The following is a 16,356-nucleotide window of genomic DNA, read 5'->3' as shown; positions in this document are numbered from 1 at the left end:
CGCCTTGCGGACCGAGGTTCGAGCAATCTCGAGCGTCGATGCGAGGCAGCGCTTCTGAGCCGTACTTTCCACCTTCGAGCTACATCCTGGACAGGCCACACATGATCAAGGGCATAGCACTTCTGCTGCTGTTTCAACTGCTGGGGGAAAGCATCGTCTTCACCACGGGGCTTCCCCTGCCCGGACCGGTGGTTGGCCTGGTGCTGCTGTTCGTGGCGATGCAGGCATGCAAGATGCTCGGCCTCGGGCTGTTCGCCGAGGCGGAAACTGCGGCCGACGGCTTCCTTGCCAATCTCGGCCTGCTGTTCGTGCCGGCCGGCGTCGGCATCGTCGCACTTTGGAGCCAGTTGCAGAGCCAGGCTGGTGCGATCCTGATGGTGCTGGTGGCGTCCGCGGTTCTGACCCTTGCCATCACCGTGTGGACGTTCGTCATCGTCCGCCGGTTCGTCGGACGGGAATAGCGCCATGAAGCATCCCATCGAACTCTGGGTCTACCTGTCCGCCTCGCCGCTGCTGTGGCTCACCCTGACCTTGTTTGCGTGGATATTGGCCACCACGATCTCGGTGCGCCTGAAGCGCCACCCACTGGCCAATCCGGTGCTGATCACCATCGCGGTGCTGTCGACGACGCTGTGGCTGTTCGACGTGCCCTACGAGACGTTTTTCGAAGGCGCCCAGTTCATCCATTTCCTGCTCGGCCCCGCCACCGTGGCCATCGCCATCCCGTTGTACCGCCAGTGGCAAAAGGTGCGGCAGGCGCTGATCCCGATGGCGGCGGCGCTGGTCGTCGGCTCCTTCTCCGCGGTGCTGTCGATCGTGCTGATGGGCAAATGGGTTGGTCTTTCCCAAGATGTGCTCGTCTCGTTCCTGCCCAAATCGGCCACGGCCGGCGTGGCCATGGCGATTTCATCGTCGCTGGGTGGGAATCCCTCGCTGACCGCCGTCCTGGTGGTGCTCACCGGCATCGTCGGCGCGCTTGTGGTGACACCGCTGATGAATGCCATGCGGATCAAGGACTATGCCGCGCGCGGCTTTGCGGTCGGGCTGACCTCGCACGGGATCGGCACGGCCCGCGCCTTCGACGTCGATGAGACTGCGGGACTGTTCGCCGGGATCGCGATGGCGCTGAACGCCATCGCAACGTCCCTGATCGTGCCGCTGCTGGTCAGGCTGGTGCTGTGATCAGCGGGCCGGCGGCTCTTCGCCGGGCGCCAGCGTCATGACGTCGGCCCATTCGGGATGCTTGCGATACTGCGCCCGCACATAGGGGCAAAGCGGCAGGATCTTGAACCCGTTCTTGCGCGCGTCCTCGACCAGGAACGTCACCAGGGCCGCGGCGGCACCGGTTCCACGCATCGTCTCGGGCGCGCCGGTGTGATCGGCGCTGATCAGCCCAGGGCCCCTCTTGGTGAAGGTGATTTCGGCTTCGCCGTCGACGCCGGCGATGCGGGCGACGTAGCGCCCGTGGCGCTGGCCGCGTTCTTCCCTGGAGATGTCGATTTCAGACATGTCTTTCCTCTGCTTTCACATCATGGAACCCGGACAAAAGCCGCTCCGGGATCAGGCCACCGGCTCGACCGACAGCATCCGTTCCATCTCGGAACGGCCGAAGGTGGCGCCGAAGATCGGCGTGCCGGTTCCGAAAGTGCGGCTGGCCGCGAGCGTACCGGCATCGACGGCATCGTAGCCAAGGCGGTCGACAAACGCTGCGACGATGCCGCGGGCCGCGGGATCGTTTCCGGCGATGGCCAGGGCGCGCCTGTCGGGATCACCGGCCGGACGCGCCTCCTCCTCGATCTCATGGTAGCCCATGTGATTGAAGCTACGCACCAGCAGCGCTGCCGACAAGAACTCCTGGACAACCTCGCTGCTCGACCGCACGCCCTCGAACTCGGCGATTGTCCCGTCGGTCGGGGCCCAGTAGTTCATGATGTCGACCACCACCTTGCCGGCCAGAAGCTCGGGCTTCAGGCTGCGATACTTCGACAAAGGCAGCGCCAGCAGCACGATGTCGCTTTCGGCGATCGCAGCCTCCGCCGTCACTGCCTTTGCCCCCGGAGCCATGATCTCCAGCAGCAGTTCGATCTCGGCGGGCGGCCGACCCGTTGCGACACGGACCTCGTAGCCGGCTCCTAGCGCCAGCCGAGCCAGCGCGGTGCCGACACGGCCGGCGCCGAGAATGCCGATGGCGGACGTCTCAGGCGACATTGGTCAACTCCTTGGCCGGCTCGCTGGTGCCGAGTTCGGCATCTACGAGCGGCTTCACCTTGGTGCCGAGCAGTTCGATGGAGCGCAGGAACTCCCTGTGCGGCATCTGGCCGACATCGGTCTGGAAGAACTGCCTCATGTGGCCGAGGCTCTTGTGCAGGGTCACGATCCGCTCGGCGATCTCCTCGGGTCCACCGGCAAACAAGGCGCCGGCACCGCTGGCCTCCTTGTCGAAATGGGCGCGCGGCGGCGGAGCGAAACCGCGGATCTTGCCGAGCTGTTCCATGACGCGGTGCCAGTGGGTCCAGAAGAACTCCTTGGCCTGTGCCGCATCCTCACCGACGAAGCCGGGGCTGGCGACGGCGACCTTGATCTTCTCCTGCGCCATGCCGGCCTGTGCGGCAGCACGCCTGTAGAGATCGGCCAAGGGCGCAAAGCGGCTGGCCTGCCCGCCGATGATGGCATAGGAGACCGGCAAGCCGAGCAGGCCGGCACGCACCGACGAATGCGGATTGCCGCCGGTGGCGAGCCAGATCGGCAGCGAACCGGCGTCCGGGCGCGGCACCACCAGCGCATCGTTCAGCGCCGGGCGGAACTTGCCGCTCCAGGTGATCGATTCGCTCTCGTTGATCTGGAGCAGCAGCTCGAGCTTTTCGGCATAGAGTTCGTCATAGTCGTTCAGGCTGTGGCCGAACAACGGGAAGGATTCGGTCGACGATCCGCGGCCCGCGGTGATTTCAGCGCGGCCATTCGAGACTGCGTCGAGCGTGGCAAACTGCTGGTAGACGCGCACCGGATCATCGGTGCTGAGCACGGTGACCGCGCTGCCGAGCTTGATGTTCCTGGTTGTGGAGGCGGCCGCGCCCAGGATGACTGTCGCGGCAGAGGCCGGCATTTCGCGGGTGTGATGCTCGCCAATGCCGAAATAGTCCAGCCCCACCTGGTCGGCGAGCTGGATGGCTTCGAGCAGGTTGCGCGTGGCATCGGCGGTCGAGCCGAGCTTGCCGGTCGCGGCGTCGGCCTGCACATCGCCAAAGCTGTAGACACCCAGTTCCATGGTCTTCGCTCCTTTGTCGGCGGCGCCCTTGTCGCTCGCCTTGTCAGTAGGTATATTTTTGTAACCTGGCCTAATATTGTGACTGGCCGGAAAGGCGCAAGGAGGCACATCGATGTTACCTGAACCGAGCGGCCTGCTGGAGATTTGCAGGCCTGTCCGCCACATTCTCGCCCGCGTCGGCGACAAATGGAGCGTGCTCATCGTCATGGCCCTGCGCGACGGCCCGCGCCGCTTCAACGAGATCAAGCGCGCCATCGGCACCATCTCGCAGCGCATGCTGACATTGACGCTCAAAGGCATGGAACGCGACGGGCTGGTGCGGCGCACGGTGACGCCGGCGAACCCGCCCCGCGTCGACTACGAACTCACCGAATTGGGGCATTCCCTGCGCGGACCGATCGAAGAGCTCGGGCGCTGGGCGATCGACAACGAGAGGCGGATCACCGAAGCGCAGCTGTGGTTCGACGGCCGCGACAAGGCCGCCTGACCTGTTCCGGCAGGTGCGGCCGGCGACAAGCTCGCAGCGCGGAGCTCCCCGAAGCGTTCGACGCCAAAAGTCAGGAGCCGACCGGCATGTTCGCCAGATCGGTTTCGCCTGCGCATGCTCTAGCGCCGGCGACAATGCTCGTTAATTTGCGAAGAAAATGGCGCGCCCGAAAGGATTCGAACCTCTGACCCCCAGATTCGTAGTCTGGTGCTCTATCCAGCTGAGCTACGGGCGCGCAACAGGCCAAATGTTGAAAATGGCCGAGACGCTTCGGTCAATCGACCGCAGCGACCGGCGCTACCTAGCGGTTGGTTTTGCGAATTGCAAGCAGCCGCCGAGCTTTTTCTGGAAAGGCAACGCAGTTGTCCCGCCGCGCGGCCAGCGGGACAGAAAATCGAACTGCGTCTTGAACAGTTCCATCATTCTGAAATTCGGAAGAATGGCGCGCCCGAAAGGATTCGAACCTCTGACCCCCAGATTCGTAGTCTGGTGCTCTATCCAGCTGAGCTACGGGCGCGCAACAGGCCATGCGAATGGCCGAGACGCTTCGGTCAATCGACCGCGGCGATTGGCGCTACCTAACGGCTGGCATGACGAAATGCAAGCCGCTGCCGGCAAAGTTTTTTGACATCAGGCCGGCCGGCGCAAACCGTTGCGTGCCTCGTCGAGGCGGACCGGCTGATCGGGAATGGTGACGGCAAAGACGGTGCGGCCGCCGGTGCTCTCGACCAGTTCCAGCGAGCCGCCATGGGCGCGCACCAGCTCGTAGGCGATGGCGAGGCCAAGCCCGGTGCCGCCGCTGCGCGCAGAACCGCGGAAGGCGGCAAAGAGATTTTCGCGTGCCTTCTGCGGCAGCCCCGGACCGGTGTCGGCGACCAGGATGCGGCTGACGCTGCCTTCGCGTTCGGCATAGACGGTGAGGCGATTGACGATGGCGCTGTCGGCCACGCCCGCCATGGCCTGGACGGCGTTGCGGCAGAGATTGGTCAGCACCCTGAACAGCTGGTCCGGGTCGGCATCGATCTCGAAGTCGGTATCGACCGCATTGAAGAATTCGATGCCCGAGTCGGACTCGAGGCCGAGCAGGCCATGCACGTCGTCGACCAGCTGGCTGAGCCGCAGGCGACGGCGCGCCGGCGGAAGTTCCTGGGCGCGGCCATAAGACAGCACGTTTTCGGTATAGGCGACGGCACGGTCGAGCGTCTTCAGCAGCTTCGGCGCAAAGGCCTGGACGGCCGGATCCTTGACCATGCGCAGGCGGTCGGACATCAGTTGCGCCGAGGCAAGTATGTTGCGCATGTCATGGTTGATCTTCGACACCGCAAGGCCGAGGTCGGCGAGGTGCTTCTGTTCGTTCAACATCTTCTGCAGATGCATCTGCATCGCCGACAATTCGCGTTCGGCAACGCCGATCTCGTCGCCACGCGACCCGGCCGGAACGATGACACCTGCCGGGCTGTCGGGAGCATCGGAAAAGGTCAGCATCGAGCGCGTCATGGCGCGGATCGGGCCGATCATGATGCGGTCGATGGCTGCGTAGACCAGGGCTGCAGTACAGAGCGAAATCAACAGCGAGACGAAGACGATGTACCGCGCGTTGCCCAGCATGGCGCGATGCAGCCGGTAGTCGGGGATGACGAGCTCGAATTCCTTCTGGCTCTCGCCGACGGTTCCGAAGACCCGCAGCATGCGGTTGCCACCGAACAGCAACGTGTCGATCGCCGCCGGCATCGAGCTCAGCACGCCTGCCTTGGTGATGTCGATATGTTCGTCGACCTGGGGAGGCATGTCGGTAACGACGAGCAGCCTCGAGACGCCGCCATCGCGCACGGCGATTGCCTTGGCGCCGATCGCCATCAGCACGTCGTTCTGGGCGGCGCGCGACAACGACGTCGGATCGCCCTGCACCAGGATAGCCGCAACCGCGGCAGCCGTCGCCAGCCGCTCCTCCAGCCAGCGCAGGCGATAGGAGGCAATCGAGGGCAGGAAGAACAGCACTTCGGCAAAAAGCACGAAGGCAATGGTCAAGAGCAGCAGCTTGGCCGAGAGGCCGCGCGAAAGCGGAACCGAACGGTCCGCTGGTTTTCCGGCATATGCGCCGGTATCTGCTGCTTCAGTCATTTTGGTCTTTGCTGCAAGTCCACCCTGGGAGCGTAGGTTCGGCCAATGGAGGCGCGAAACGCCTTGCATCCCGTCACGGCAAAGATAGGCTATTGCAGCGCAGTTGCAAATTCCGCAGTGCAAAAGACGGCCTGTAGCCATGTCGTGGACGGGCCGGTTGGCGGTCCCGGACGGGCTGCCGACAACCGGCGGTGGCAACGGCGCCGGCGGATTGACTTCACGGCACCTTCTTTCTATAAGCCCGCACACGCTCGGGACCCGCTTCCGTCGCGGTTTTTGATCGCGTCGAGGCAAGCCGAGCCAAGCTCCTGTTACAAAGTGACAGAATCAAGAAGGGCCGCACCCCGCGGTATTAAAACAAATGAAGCGTACCTATCAGCCTTCCAAACTCGTCCGTAAGCGCCGTCATGGTTTCCGTGCTCGCATGGCTACCAAGGGCGGTCGTGGCGTCGTCGCAGCTCGCCGCAATCGCGGCCGCAAGCGGCTCTCCGCCTAAGCCGTAGGCGGGGACCTTGCCCGCTGACGGCAAGCCAGAGGGGTCTGCTCCGCATGGACGCGGCCCCGAACGGCTTCTGAAAAGAAAACAGTTCCTGGCCGTCCGCCGCGGTGACAAGCGGCGCGGGCGGTTTTTTCTCGTCGAGGTCCTGGATCGCGACGACAAGGCCGGGCCGCGGGTCGGCTATACCGTCACCAAGAAGGTCGGCAATGCGGTTGTCCGCAATCGTGTCAAGCGGCGCCTGCGGGAGGCCGTTCGTACACATGCCGCAGGTGACATGGCCGCCGGCAAAGACTATGTGATCGTCGGGCGCGAAGATGTGCTCACCGCCCCTTTCGGCCAGATAACGGCTGAACTTTCTCGGCGCATTCGCGGAACGCGATAAGGGCTTTCGATGGAAAACAACCGTAACTTCTTCATCACCATCGCCTTGTCGGTGCTGATCCTGACGCTCTGGCAGGTGTTCTACATGAACCCTCGCATCGAAACGCAGCGCGAAACCGCGCGGATCGAGGCCGAGCGCGTGGCGCAGGAGCAGAAGGCCGCGCAGCCTGCCGGCACGACGCCCGGCAGCGCCACCCCTGCCGCGCCGCAGGCCGGCATCCCCGGCGCGCCGACGACGCAGGCCGCCATTGCCGACCGCGCCCAGGCGATCGCCGGCTCGGGCCGCGTCGCCCTCGACACGCCGAGCCTGAAGGGTTCGATCAACCTGACCGGCGCGCGCATCGACGACATCAGCCTCAAGCACTACCGCGTGACGGTCGAGCCGAATTCGCCTGTCATCGAGCTGCTGAACCCGCAGGCACTGCCGTCCGGCTTCTACGGCGAGATCGGCTTCGTCGGCAGCGAGGCGACCGGTGCCGTTCCGGGTCCCGACACGGTCTGGACCGCCGAAGGCAACCAGACGCTGACCCCGGCAACGCCGATCACGCTGACCTACACCAATGAAAAGGGCCTGACCTTCAAGCGCGCCATTGCGGTCGACGAGAACTACATGTTCACGGTGACCGATACGGTGACGAATGCCGGCAGCGCCGACGTCGCGCTGTCCAACTACGGACGCCTGACCCGCTTCGACAAGCCGCTGCATGCCTCGACCTACGTACTGCACGAAGGCCTGATCGGCGTGACCGGCACCGAAGGCCTGCAGGAGATCAGCTACAGCACGATCGAGGACGACAAGCAGGTCCTGCCCGGCAAGTCGACCGACGGCTGGCTCGGCATCACCGACAAATACTGGGCCGCGACGCTGGTTCCCTCGGGCAAGCAGCCGTTCCAGCCGCGCTTCTCCTATTTCGACGACGGCCGCCCGCGCTACCAGGCCGACTACCTGACCGACCCGATCACGGTGGCGGCCGGCCAGTCGGCGACTGTCGAAACGCTGGTCTTCGCCGGCGCCAAGGAAGTGGCCAAGATCAACGCCTACGAGGCGGATCGCCAGATTCGCCAGTTCGAGCTCCTGATCGACTGGGGGTGGTTCTACTTCATCACCAAGCCGATGTTCTGGCTGATCGACAACCTCTACAAGTTGCTCGGCAATTTCGGCCTGGCGATCCTCGCCACCACCGTCATCGTCAAGGCCATCTTCTTCCCGCTCGCCAACAAGTCGTACAAGTCGATGGCGAACATGAAGATGGTGCAGCCCAAGATGCTGGAAATCCGCGAGAAATACGCGGACGACAAGATGAAGCAGCAGCAGGCGATGATGGAGCTGTACAAGACCGAGAAGATCAATCCGCTGGCCGGCTGCTGGCCGGTGCTGATCCAGATCCCGGTTTTCTTCGCGCTCTACAAGGTGCTCTACGTCACCATCGAAATGCGCCACGCGCCGTTCTTCGGCTGGATCCACGATCTGGCGGCACCCGATCCGACCTCGATCTTCAACCTGTTCGGCCTGCTGCCATGGGGCGTGCCCGCCTTCCTGATGATCGGCGTCTGGCCGCTGATCATGGGCGTGACCATGTTCCTGCAGATGCGCATGAACCCGACGCCTCCGGATCCGACCCAGGCGATGATCTTCACCTGGATGCCGATCCTGTTCACCTTCATGCTGGCGTCGTTCCCGGCGGGCCTCGTCATCTACTGGGCGTGGAACAACTCGCTGTCGATCCTGCAGCAGGGCGTGATCATGAAGCGCCAGGGCGCCAAGATCGAGCTGTGGGACAACCTCGTGGCGCTGTTCAAGAAGAAACCGACACCGGCCGAATAGGCCGGACAATCGAGATGAAACAGAAAGGCCCTGGAATTTCCGGGGCCTTTTCTTTTCACCTGATATCGAAGCACTGAAACTCTTTCGGCAGGCGCTGCGTATCTCGAAGATACCTGCATGCGTCAGCTTGCGGGGTGGCGGTGTCTGACCTCCCCCCGGTCAGCAATGAACCGTCTCGGCAAGGCCGGGGTCCCGCTGTCCCTTGCGGGACCCCGGTTTGCGGCCCAGCAATCGCAACCAAGAATTCAAGTATTCGCGCAATGATCGAATGAAGAAGGTCCGGCGCGGCGATGTCAGCGCGGCGGATCGCGCTATACTGTCACCCTATCCGCCTCAATACGGACGTTGCGCCATGCCGGGACCGAACCCCTCGATCAAGCACCCGATGCCGATGCACAAGCGCGTCGGCTTCCTGAAGCCCCTCGTCGACGCCGAAAACATCGAGGTCGGCGACTTCACCTATTACGACGATCCCGAGGGCCCCGACCTCTTCCAGACCAAATGCGTGCTGCATCACTACCCCTTCATCGGCGACAAGCTGATCATCGGGAAGTTCTGCGCCATTGCCGAGGGCGCCCGCTTCATCATGAACGGCGCCAACCATGCCATGTCCGGCTTTTCGACCTATCCTTTCAACATCTTCGGCCACGGCTGGGAGGAAGGCTTCGACGTCGCCACCTGGCAGCAGGAGGTGCGTGGCGACACGGTTGTCGGCAACGACGTGTGGATCGGCATGGAAGCGGTGATCCTGCCGGGCGTCCATATTGGCCACGGCGCCATCATTGCAGCGAAATCGGTTGTCAGCAGGCACGTACCGCCTTATGCGATCGTAGCCGGCAATCCTTCGGTCGTGGTCAAGAAGCGTTTCGACGACAAGACCATCGAACGGCTGCTTTCGATTGCCTGGTGGGATTGGCCGGTGGACAAGATCGGCCGCAACCTCGACGCCATTCGCGGCTCCGATATTTCTCTGCTGGAGGCAGCGGTTTGAACGACCAGACAAGACCGGCAGCACCGGTGGATGCCGAGCTATTCAAGCGCCCGTGGATCTTCATCCGCGGCGTGCCCGCCATGAAGTTCCTGCCGCCAGAGGGACCGCCCGAGATCGCCTTTGCCGGCCGCTCGAATGTCGGCAAGTCGTCGCTGATCAACGGCCTGGTCAGGCAGGGCGGGCTGGCGCGCACCTCGAACACGCCGGGGCGCACGCAGGAGCTCAATTATTTCGTGCCCGACGGCTATTCCGGCGAGGCCGGCGACCTGCCGCCGATGGCGCTGGTCGACATGCCGGGCTACGGCTATGCCCAGGCACCGAAGGAACAGGTCGACGCCTGGACCAAACTGGTCTTCGACTATTTGCGCGGCCGGGTGACGCTCAAGCGCGTCTACCTGCTGATCGATTCCCGCCATGGCATCAAGAAGAACGACGAGGAGGTGCTGACCCTGCTCGACAAGGCGGCGATCTCCTACCAGATCATCCTGACCAAGACCGACAAGATCAAGGCTGCCGGCGTACCCCGGCTGATCGACGAGACGCTTCTCAAGATCAAGAAGCGGGCAGCGGCATTCCCGGTCGTGCTCGCCACCTCTTCGGAAAAGAACGAAGGCATGGACGAACTGCGCGCCGCGATCGCGCTGGTGGTCAATGGCGGCTAGGCCGTCGCCGGCCTGAAGCTCAGCGCCAGGCCGTTGATGCAGTGACGCTTGCCGGTCGGCGGCGGGCCGTCGTCGAAGATGTGGCCGAAATGGCCGCCACAGCGGCGGCAGTGCACTTCGGTGCGGGTCATCAACAGGGCACTGTCGACCTTGGTGCCGACGGCATTGGGCAGCGCCTCCCAGAAGCTCGGCCAGCCTGTCCCTGAGTCGTATTTTGTCTCGGAAGCGTAAGCGCCGAGATCGCATCCCGCGCAATGGAAAACACCCTTGCGGTGCTCCTGGAGCAGCGGGCTGGTCCATGGCCGCTCGGTGTCTTCCTGGCGCAACACCGCAAACTGGGCGTCGGAAAGTACGGTGCGCCACTCCGCCTCCGTCCTGGTGATCTCGAAGCTCTCGGCCAATGCCGGGCCGGCAATGGTCAATCGCCTGGAAATGACGAAGCCTCCAAAAACGGCGATCGCTGCGCTGCCCAACAGGAATGACCGGCGGTTCATGGCATTGCTCCTATCCGACCATAGGCCGGTGCCGCATCACGGCGAAATCAACTGGGCTTGAGGGCAAAGGATGCGCCCCGCCGCGGCTTCAAGGCCGTTGCGGGGCGCATCGTCGATTGCACGAGCGTCAGCGACCCAGTGCCCGCACAATCATGCCCCCGGCTCACATCTTGGGCAGAAGCACCTTGTCGATGACATGGATGACGCCGTTCGACTGTTCGACATTGGCAATGGTGACGTTGGCGACATTGCCGTTCTCGTCCTCGACGGTGACCTTGTCGCCGTCATATTTGGCGGTCCAGGTGCAGCCGCCGACGGTCTTGACCGGGTGAGCGCCCTTGTCGTCGTCGACCATCTTCTTGATGTCGGCCGCCATCGCCTTGGCACCGACGACGTGGCAGGTCAGGATCTTGGTCAGCTGATCCTTGTTCTCCGGCTTGAGCAGGTTCTCGACGGTGCCGGCCGGCAGGGCGGCGAAGGCCTCGTTGGTCGGCGCGAAAACGGTGAACGGGCCCTTGCCCTGCAGCGTCTCGACAAGGCCGGCAGCCTTGACGGCGGCGACGAGCGTGGTGTGGTCCTTCGAGTTGACCGCGTTCTCGACGATGTTCTTGTCGGCAAACATCGCCGCACCGCCAACCATCGGGTTTTCGGCATAAGCAACGGTGGCGAGAGCGGAGAAAGCACCGGCGAGCAAAGCGAGAGAGATCTTACGCATATCGTAACTCCTTGGATTGTTTCCCGAGATGGAAAGGCACAAGGAATTACGGTTTCGAGCTCGAACAGTTTCACAAGAAGGCAGAAATATATATTTATTATCAAACGGTTATTTCTCAAAACCTTGTAGATACGAGGGTCAATGCGAATAAGTTTCGACCCACCTTGCTTATCTGCGAAGATTCTCAGATTTCCCGGAGGTCGCCGGCCGCAACCACAGGACCGGTCGGCTGGCCGGTCGGCGAACCGCCTGTCGGCTCGAGGCTGACTGCGAGCACGGCACCGGCTGCCAGCTTGTCGCGCATGTCTTCCTTGACCGGCATCTTCATGGTGGCGCCGACCGGAATGACGCCCATCGATACCGGCGGGTTGGTGCCTTCGATCATCCAGAGCTCGAAGTCCTTGCCGGTGCCGCGTTCGCCCGCGACATGGGACAGGCCGACCTCGCCGGAGGCGGCGTCGTACATGACCATGTACTTCACGTCGCTGCCGTCGGCGGCGAGCGATGCCACCATGCGCTCCTGCGGCACGTCGACCGGAGGGCTGATCATGGGCACGGCGACATAGATCGCCAGGGCAGCCACGGCAGCCGTTGCCAGGCCGCGCCAGAAGGCAAGGCTCGCCCACAGGCCGGCAGGCTGCCCAACCGGCGCCTGAGCGGTGGAGGAGAACAATCTGGCGTCGATGGCCTGCTTGACCGAGGCCGGCGCCTCGACCTCGGGATAGGCCGCGCCCAGCGGGGCGAACCGCACTTCCCATTCGTCGACGAGGCGGGCGAACCCAGGCTCGCTATCGATGCGCATACCGACCTGGCGGCGCTCGTCGGCAGGCAGGACGCCGAGAACGTATTCGGCGGCGACGATGTCGTCCCCTCCACGTTCCGGTCCATTGTCTTCCGCGAGCGTCATCTTTCCAGACATTCCCTAAGCTTCAACAGGCTGCGGCGCAGCCATGTCCGCATGGTATTGAGCGGCACGCCATGGCGTTCCGCGAGTTCGGCATAGCTCTCGCCCTTGAGATAGGCGCCGCGGACTGCGGCGGCCCGGTCCTTCTCCAGTTCCTCGAGGCAGCCGTGGATGCGCCCGGCCTCGTCGCCCGCCACCGCGGCGGCCTCCGGTCCCGGCGCGGGATCGGCAATCTCAAGCGCCTCGTCGATGGCGAAGGGTGCCTGGCGCCGTGCCCGGATACGATCGATCGCATGATTGCGCGCGATTGCCACAAGCCACGAGATGGGGCTGAGGTCGGAGGCGGCAAACCGGTCGGCCTTCGTCCATATCTTGACGAAGACCTCCTGCAGCGCTTCCTCGGCATCTGCCCTGTCGTTCAATACACGCAGGCAGACGCCGAAAAGTTTCGAGCTCGTCTGCCGGTAGAGCAGATCGAAGGCACCGCGGTCCTTCATCGAGGTCCGCACGATCAGTTTGGTGATGTCCTGCGGCGTCATTGTCGCCACGTTACGTTGCGGAGGCCGAATTGCAACTGCTGTTTAGATTGCGCCACAACCTGCAACCGGTTTCGGCAGCGCAGGAGGCATGGCGTCACAGGCCGGCCAGGGTCATCGAACCATTTGCCCCCTGCCCGGTTTCCGGCTAAGACCGCGCCGACCTTTTCCACCGATCCGGGACCATGCCGATGACGACGAACGTCGCCGCCACCGCCGAAATGCAGGCCGCCCTGCTTTCAGCCGCCCTGCCCTACATGCAGCGCTACGAGAACAAGACCGTCGTCGTGAAATACGGCGGCCACGCCATGGGCGACGTGGCGCTCGGCCGCGCTTTTGCCCGCGACATCGCTTTACTGAAGCAGTCGGGCGTCAACCCCATCGTGGTGCACGGCGGCGGCCCGCAGATCGGCGCCATGCTCAACAAGATGGGCATCGAATCGAAGTTCGAAGGTGGCCTGCGCGTCACCGACCAGAAGACGGTCGAGATCGTCGAGATGGTGCTGGCCGGCTCGATCAACAAGGAGATCGTCGCCCTGATCAACGCCGAGGGCGAGTGGGCGATCGGCCTGTGCGGCAAGGACGGCAACATGGTCTTCGCCGAAAAGGCCAAGAAGACCATGATCGACCCCGATTCGAACATCGAAAAGGTGCTCGACCTCGGCTTCGTCGGCGAGCCGGTCGAAGTCGACCGCACTTTGCTCGACCTTCTGGCCCGTTCCGAAATGATCCCGGTCCTGGCGCCCGTCGCCCCGGGCCGTGACGGCCACACCTACAACATCAACGCCGACACCTTCGCCGGCGCCATTGCCGGCGCGGTCAAGGCATCGCGGCTTTTGTTCCTCACCGACGTGCCGGGCGTGCTCGACAAGGACAAGAGGCTGATCGACGAGCTGACGGTCGCCGACGCCAAGGCGCTGATCAGGGACGGCACCATCTCGGGCGGCATGATCCCCAAGGTCGAGACCTGCATCGAGGCGATCGAGCGCGGCGTCGAAGGCGTCGTCATCCTCAACGGCAAGACGCCGCACTCGGTGCTGCTCGAGCTGTTCACCGAGCATGGCGCGGGCACGCTGATCGTCCCGTAAGCGATAACAGTTCTGCCCCAACGGACAATGACAGGCCGGCTTTTGCCGGCCTTGTCATTTCAGCCCTTGCGTTCACGAAGCATTGAAGCGCTGCGGCTTTCCTTTTTCCCGTGTTGACGCACACTGATTTCCGGTCCCTCGGACGACAACCATGCTGGCTGCGCTGGCGCTGATGCTGTGCACGAGCTGCGAACTGCCTGCCACGCCGGTCATCGGCGTGGACGCCGGGACGGTGGATGTCGAGCTGGTTCTGGCCGTCGATGTCTCAAGTTCGATGGACGAAGGCGAGTTCGCCCTTCAGCGCGCCGGTTATGTCAAGGCGCTGCGCCACCCCGACTTCGTCAATGCCGTTCTGTCGGGCGTGAGGGGGCGCATTGCAGTGACCTATTTCGAGTGGGCGGGAACCGTCCAGCAGGAATCGGTCATACCGTGGCAGATCATCGACAGCCGCGACAGCGCCGACGAATTCGCCGCCAAGCTCGCCGTCAGGCCGATCGGCGGATCTGGCGGCACCTCGATCTCCAATGCGGTGGCGTTCGGCGCGAGCCTGCTGCAGCACAACGACTTCAGGGGTGAAAAGAAGGTCATCGACATCTCGGGCGACGGCCCGAACAACACCGGAGCGCCGGTGGAGGTCGCCCGCAACAACGCAGTTGCGACCGGCATCATCATCAACGGCCTGCCGATCCTCGTTCGACCGACGGGAAGCCTCGAAGACATCGACCGCTACTACGCCGAATGCGTGACCGGCGGGCCCGGCTCGTTCGTCCTGCCCATTCATCTCGCATCGGAGTTCATCACCGCGATCCGCCGCAAGCTGATCCTCGAGGTCAGCGGCGTCACCGACGCGCCGGACATCCTGAAAATCCAGGCGACAGAACCCGTCAACTGTCTCGTCGGCGAACGCTACCGGCTGGTTTATCCAGAGCCGTAGTCGCTTACGGCCGCAGATGCCCGAGCGGCACGTGGCCGGGACCCTTGATGTTCTGCAGCACCAGCTGGGTGTGCACGTCGCGCACGCCCGACAGCCGCATCAGGCGGTGCATGACGAAGGCGTTGAGGTCGTCGACGCTGGGCACCATGACGTGCAGCAAAAAGTCGTAGTCGCCGGTCATCGTCCAGCAGGCCGAGACCTCGTCCATGCGCTGCACGGCGGCGATGAACTTTTCCGGCGAGTCGTCGCTGTGGCTGACCAGCCTGACCTGGACGAAGACCTCGACCATGAGGCCCACCGCCCGGCGGCCGATGCGGGCGGCAAAGCCCTTGATGACGCCGGCCTCCTGCAGCGCTTCGAAGCGCCGGGCGCAAGGCGTATTGGAGAGGCCGATCTCCTGCGCGATCTCGGACACCGGCTTGCGGCCGTCGCGCTGGAGAATGTCGAGCATCTTGACCTCGAACTCGTCGAACTGAGGCATTTTCACTCCCTTGTGCATCATCTGCAGGGAAATATACCTCAATTCCCGGGCTGATGCGCGGAAAGAAGTGAATCCTGCTCGACAGCCCCGATTATGATTCGGCATCGAAACCATGTTGTCGGGAGGATCAGACAATGGGCATCAGCGTTCAGGACTACGCGCAAGAATGTGCGGCCCAAGGGCTGCGTGGCGACTACACGATCTGCCGCCCCGACTTCACCGTCGAACAGAAATACGACTACAGCGCCGCCGAGCAGGAGGTGTGGCGCACATTGTGCGACCGCCAGACCAAGCTGACCCAGAGGCTGGCGCACAAATCCTATCTCGATGGCATGTCGGCGCTCGGCCTCGTCGACCGCATCCCGGATTTTCACGACGTCAGCGAGAAGCTGCGCAAGCTCTCCGGCTGGGAGATCGTCGCGGTGCCCGGCCTGATCCCGGCACAGCCGTTCTTCGATCATCTCGCCAATCGCCGCTTTCCCGTCACCAACTGGCTGAGGACGCGCGAAGAGCTCGACTACATCGTCGAGCCCGACATGTTCCACGACTTCTTCGGCCATGTGCCGGTGCTGAGCCAGCCGGTGTTCGGCGACTTCATGCAGATGTATGGCGAGAAGGCCGGCGACCTGATCGCGCTCGGCGGCGACGAGATGACCACCCGGCTCTACTGGTACACGGCGGAATACGGCCTGATGCGTGAAGCCGGCCAGCCGCTCAAGGCATTCGGCGCCGGGCTGATGTCGTCGTTCACGGAACTGCAATTCGCCGTCGAAAGCCCCGATGCCCACCAGGTCCCGTTCGACATCGAGACGGTGATGCGCACGACCTACGAGATCGACAAGTTCCAGCGCGCCTATTTCGTGCTGCCGTCGTTCGACGTCCTCAGGGACGCTTTCCAGAACTCCGACCTGGCCGGTATCATCAAGCGCTGGAAGGATGAGCCGCCGCTCGACCCGGCGACGATCTAGGCTTG

Annotated in this window: 20 protein-coding genes and 2 tRNA genes; 11 read left to right on the top strand and 11 right to left on the bottom strand. The window is 63.6% G+C overall.

From position 1 onward, the window contains the following. Positions 1–101: 101 nt before the first annotated feature. Together WHT83_RS08520 and WHT83_RS08515 are read left to right on the top strand one after the other, a co-directional pair. Positions 102–461 (top strand): CidA/LrgA family protein, encoded by a 360-nt coding sequence (locus WHT83_RS08520; protein ID WP_108609475.1) that lies wholly within the window; start codon positions 102–104, stop codon positions 459–461. Positions 462–465: 4 nt separating this feature from the next. Continuing rightward, positions 466–1,182, top strand: a complete 717-nt coding sequence (locus WHT83_RS08515) for an LrgB family protein (protein ID WP_108609476.1) — start codon at positions 466–468, stop codon at positions 1,180–1,182. Here the strand turns inward: WHT83_RS08515 and WHT83_RS08510 are convergent, their stop codons facing one another. Genes WHT83_RS08510 through WHT83_RS08500 form a run of 3 tightly spaced genes read right to left on the bottom strand, consistent with a single transcriptional unit; the run spans position 1,183 to position 3,265 of the window. Continuing rightward, positions 1,183–1,509 carry a GNAT family N-acetyltransferase gene (locus WHT83_RS08510; RefSeq protein ID WP_406873535.1) on the bottom strand — a complete coding sequence of 109 codons (327 nt, stop codon included), beginning with the start codon at positions 1,507–1,509 and terminating at the stop codon, positions 1,183–1,185. A gap of 51 nt (positions 1,510–1,560) precedes the next feature. Then, positions 1,561–2,208, bottom strand: coding sequence for an NADPH-dependent F420 reductase (locus tag WHT83_RS08505; protein ID WP_108609478.1), 648 nt, complete (start codon positions 2,206–2,208; stop codon positions 1,561–1,563). Next, on the bottom strand, positions 2,198–3,265 hold the full coding sequence (locus WHT83_RS08500) for an LLM class flavin-dependent oxidoreductase (RefSeq protein ID WP_406873534.1): 1,068 nt from the start codon (positions 3,263–3,265) through the stop codon (positions 2,198–2,200). The genes WHT83_RS08505 and WHT83_RS08500 overlap by 11 nt, the downstream gene beginning before the upstream one ends. A gap of 112 nt (positions 3,266–3,377) precedes the next feature. Between WHT83_RS08500 and WHT83_RS08495 the strand changes: the two genes are divergently transcribed. After that, complete coding sequence (locus WHT83_RS08495) at positions 3,378–3,752, top strand: winged helix-turn-helix transcriptional regulator (protein ID WP_406873533.1); 375 nt, start codon at positions 3,378–3,380, stop codon at positions 3,750–3,752. 158 nt (positions 3,753–3,910) lie between these two features. Here the strand turns inward: WHT83_RS08495 and WHT83_RS08490 are convergent. The 3 genes from WHT83_RS08490 to WHT83_RS08480 all read right to left on the bottom strand — a co-directional run bounded on the left by WHT83_RS08490 (position 3,911) and on the right by WHT83_RS08480 (position 5,873). After that, positions 3,911–3,987: transfer RNA gene (locus tag WHT83_RS08490), tRNA-Arg, on the bottom strand. A 205-nt stretch (positions 3,988–4,192) separates the two neighbouring features. Then, positions 4,193–4,269, bottom strand: a tRNA-Arg gene (locus tag WHT83_RS08485). Between the two features lie 113 nt (positions 4,270–4,382). Beyond that, complete coding sequence (locus WHT83_RS08480) at positions 4,383–5,873, bottom strand: HAMP domain-containing sensor histidine kinase (protein ID WP_318762641.1); 1,491 nt, start codon at positions 5,871–5,873, stop codon at positions 4,383–4,385. Positions 5,874–6,234: 361 nt separating this feature from the next. On the opposite strand from WHT83_RS08480, the gene rpmH reads away from it, so the two are divergent. The 5 genes from rpmH to yihA all read left to right on the top strand — a co-directional run bounded on the left by rpmH (position 6,235) and on the right by yihA (position 10,231). Then, entirely contained in the window at positions 6,235–6,369 is a 135-nt protein-coding gene (gene rpmH, locus WHT83_RS08475) for a 50S ribosomal protein L34 (RefSeq protein ID WP_008833937.1), read from the top strand. Between the two features lie 16 nt (positions 6,370–6,385). After that, entirely contained in the window at positions 6,386–6,754 is a 369-nt protein-coding gene (rnpA, locus tag WHT83_RS08470; RefSeq protein WP_108609482.1) for a ribonuclease P protein component, read from the top strand. A gap of 9 nt (positions 6,755–6,763) precedes the next feature. Then, the gene (yidC, locus tag WHT83_RS08465) at positions 6,764–8,578 is read left to right on the top strand and encodes a membrane protein insertase YidC (RefSeq protein ID WP_318762642.1); all 1,815 of its coding nucleotides are present in this window, start codon (positions 6,764–6,766) and stop codon (positions 8,576–8,578) included. A 352-nt stretch (positions 8,579–8,930) separates the two neighbouring features. Continuing rightward, positions 8,931–9,569: a CatB-related O-acetyltransferase gene (locus tag WHT83_RS08460; protein ID WP_108610065.1), complete on the top strand. Its 639-nt coding sequence runs from the start codon at positions 8,931–8,933 to the stop codon at positions 9,567–9,569. Next, positions 9,566–10,231, top strand: a complete 666-nt coding sequence (gene yihA, locus WHT83_RS08455) for a ribosome biogenesis GTP-binding protein YihA/YsxC (RefSeq protein WP_183264115.1) — start codon at positions 9,566–9,568, stop codon at positions 10,229–10,231. Before WHT83_RS08460 ends, yihA begins: the two co-directional genes overlap by 4 nt. Here the strand turns inward: yihA and msrB are convergent. The 4 genes from msrB to WHT83_RS08435 form a co-directional block, all read right to left on the bottom strand. Next, positions 10,228–10,725 (bottom strand): peptide-methionine (R)-S-oxide reductase MsrB, encoded by a 498-nt coding sequence (gene msrB, locus WHT83_RS08450; protein ID WP_406873532.1) that lies wholly within the window; start codon positions 10,723–10,725, stop codon positions 10,228–10,230. The genes yihA and msrB overlap by 4 nt on opposite strands. Positions 10,726–10,888: 163 nt before the next feature. Continuing rightward, on the bottom strand, positions 10,889–11,440 hold the full coding sequence (locus WHT83_RS08445) for a fasciclin domain-containing protein (RefSeq protein ID WP_183264117.1): 552 nt from the start codon (positions 11,438–11,440) through the stop codon (positions 10,889–10,891). 184 nt (positions 11,441–11,624) lie between these two features. Further along, positions 11,625–12,347 (bottom strand): anti-sigma factor domain-containing protein, encoded by a 723-nt coding sequence (locus tag WHT83_RS08440; RefSeq protein WP_406873946.1) that lies wholly within the window; start codon positions 12,345–12,347, stop codon positions 11,625–11,627. Continuing rightward, positions 12,344–12,883 carry a sigma-70 family RNA polymerase sigma factor gene (locus WHT83_RS08435; RefSeq protein ID WP_108609487.1) on the bottom strand — a complete coding sequence of 180 codons (540 nt, stop codon included), beginning with the start codon at positions 12,881–12,883 and terminating at the stop codon, positions 12,344–12,346. Before WHT83_RS08435 ends, WHT83_RS08440 begins: the two co-directional genes overlap by 4 nt. Positions 12,884–13,065: 182 nt before the next feature. Between WHT83_RS08435 and argB the strand changes: the two genes are divergently transcribed. Together argB and WHT83_RS08425 are read left to right on the top strand one after the other, a co-directional pair. Beyond that, positions 13,066–13,968, top strand: coding sequence for an acetylglutamate kinase (argB, locus tag WHT83_RS08430; RefSeq protein ID WP_406873531.1), 903 nt, complete (start codon positions 13,066–13,068; stop codon positions 13,966–13,968). A 151-nt stretch (positions 13,969–14,119) separates the two neighbouring features. Next, entirely contained in the window at positions 14,120–14,902 is a 783-nt protein-coding gene (locus WHT83_RS08425) for a DUF1194 domain-containing protein (protein ID WP_183264120.1), read from the top strand. 4 nt (positions 14,903–14,906) lie between these two features. Here WHT83_RS08425 and WHT83_RS08420 read toward each other — a convergent pair whose 3' ends face one another. Next, entirely contained in the window at positions 14,907–15,383 is a 477-nt protein-coding gene (locus WHT83_RS08420; protein WP_406873530.1) for an Lrp/AsnC family transcriptional regulator, read from the bottom strand. 134 nt (positions 15,384–15,517) lie between these two features. On the opposite strand from WHT83_RS08420, the gene phhA reads away from it, so the two are divergent. Next, positions 15,518–16,351: a phenylalanine 4-monooxygenase gene (phhA, locus tag WHT83_RS08415; protein WP_406873529.1), complete on the top strand. Its 834-nt coding sequence runs from the start codon at positions 15,518–15,520 to the stop codon at positions 16,349–16,351. The last annotated feature ends 5 nt before the right edge of the window (positions 16,352–16,356 follow it).

The organism is Aminobacter sp. P9b (assembly GCF_045345995.1).
Lineage (GTDB): Bacteria > Pseudomonadota > Alphaproteobacteria > Rhizobiales > Rhizobiaceae > Aminobacter > Aminobacter niigataensis.
This window is presented reverse-complemented; position numbering and strand designations above follow the sequence as displayed.

What these genes read in the sequence shown, in the direction of transcription:
- WHT83_RS08520 (WP_108609475.1), top strand. Translation starts at nt 102, where the DNA reads ATGATCAAGGGCATAGCACTTCTGCTGCTGTTTCAACTGCTGGGGGAA.
- WHT83_RS08515 (WP_108609476.1), top strand. Translation starts at nt 466, where the DNA reads ATGAAGCATCCCATCGAACTCTGGGTCTACCTGTCCGCCTCGCCGCTG.
- WHT83_RS08510 (WP_406873535.1), bottom strand. Translation starts at nt 1,509, where the DNA reads ATGTCTGAAATCGACATCTCCAGGGAAGAACGCGGCCAGCGCCACGGG.
- WHT83_RS08505 (WP_108609478.1), bottom strand. Translation starts at nt 2,208, where the DNA reads ATGTCGCCTGAGACGTCCGCCATCGGCATTCTCGGCGCCGGCCGTGTC.
- WHT83_RS08500 (WP_406873534.1), bottom strand. Translation starts at nt 3,265, where the DNA reads ATGGAACTGGGTGTCTACAGCTTTGGCGATGTGCAGGCCGACGCCGCG.
- WHT83_RS08495 (WP_406873533.1), top strand. Translation starts at nt 3,378, where the DNA reads ATGTTACCTGAACCGAGCGGCCTGCTGGAGATTTGCAGGCCTGTCCGC.
- WHT83_RS08480 (WP_318762641.1), bottom strand. Translation starts at nt 5,873, where the DNA reads ATGACTGAAGCAGCAGATACCGGCGCATATGCCGGAAAACCAGCGGAC.
- rpmH (WP_008833937.1), top strand. Translation starts at nt 6,235, where the DNA reads ATGAAGCGTACCTATCAGCCTTCCAAACTCGTCCGTAAGCGCCGTCAT.
- yidC (WP_318762642.1), top strand. Translation starts at nt 6,764, where the DNA reads ATGGAAAACAACCGTAACTTCTTCATCACCATCGCCTTGTCGGTGCTG.
- WHT83_RS08460 (WP_108610065.1), top strand. Translation starts at nt 8,931, where the DNA reads ATGCCGGGACCGAACCCCTCGATCAAGCACCCGATGCCGATGCACAAG.
- msrB (WP_406873532.1), bottom strand. Translation starts at nt 10,725, where the DNA reads ATGAACCGCCGGTCATTCCTGTTGGGCAGCGCAGCGATCGCCGTTTTT.
- WHT83_RS08445 (WP_183264117.1), bottom strand. Translation starts at nt 11,440, where the DNA reads ATGCGTAAGATCTCTCTCGCTTTGCTCGCCGGTGCTTTCTCCGCTCTC.
- WHT83_RS08440 (WP_406873946.1), bottom strand. Translation starts at nt 12,347, where the DNA reads ATGACGCTCGCGGAAGACAATGGACCGGAACGTGGAGGGGACGACATC.
- WHT83_RS08435 (WP_108609487.1), bottom strand. Translation starts at nt 12,883, where the DNA reads ATGACGCCGCAGGACATCACCAAACTGATCGTGCGGACCTCGATGAAG.
- argB (WP_406873531.1), top strand. Translation starts at nt 13,066, where the DNA reads ATGCCGATGACGACGAACGTCGCCGCCACCGCCGAAATGCAGGCCGCC.
- WHT83_RS08425 (WP_183264120.1), top strand. Translation starts at nt 14,120, where the DNA reads ATGCTGGCTGCGCTGGCGCTGATGCTGTGCACGAGCTGCGAACTGCCT.
- WHT83_RS08420 (WP_406873530.1), bottom strand. Translation starts at nt 15,383, where the DNA reads ATGCCTCAGTTCGACGAGTTCGAGGTCAAGATGCTCGACATTCTCCAG.
- phhA (WP_406873529.1), top strand. Translation starts at nt 15,518, where the DNA reads ATGGGCATCAGCGTTCAGGACTACGCGCAAGAATGTGCGGCCCAAGGG.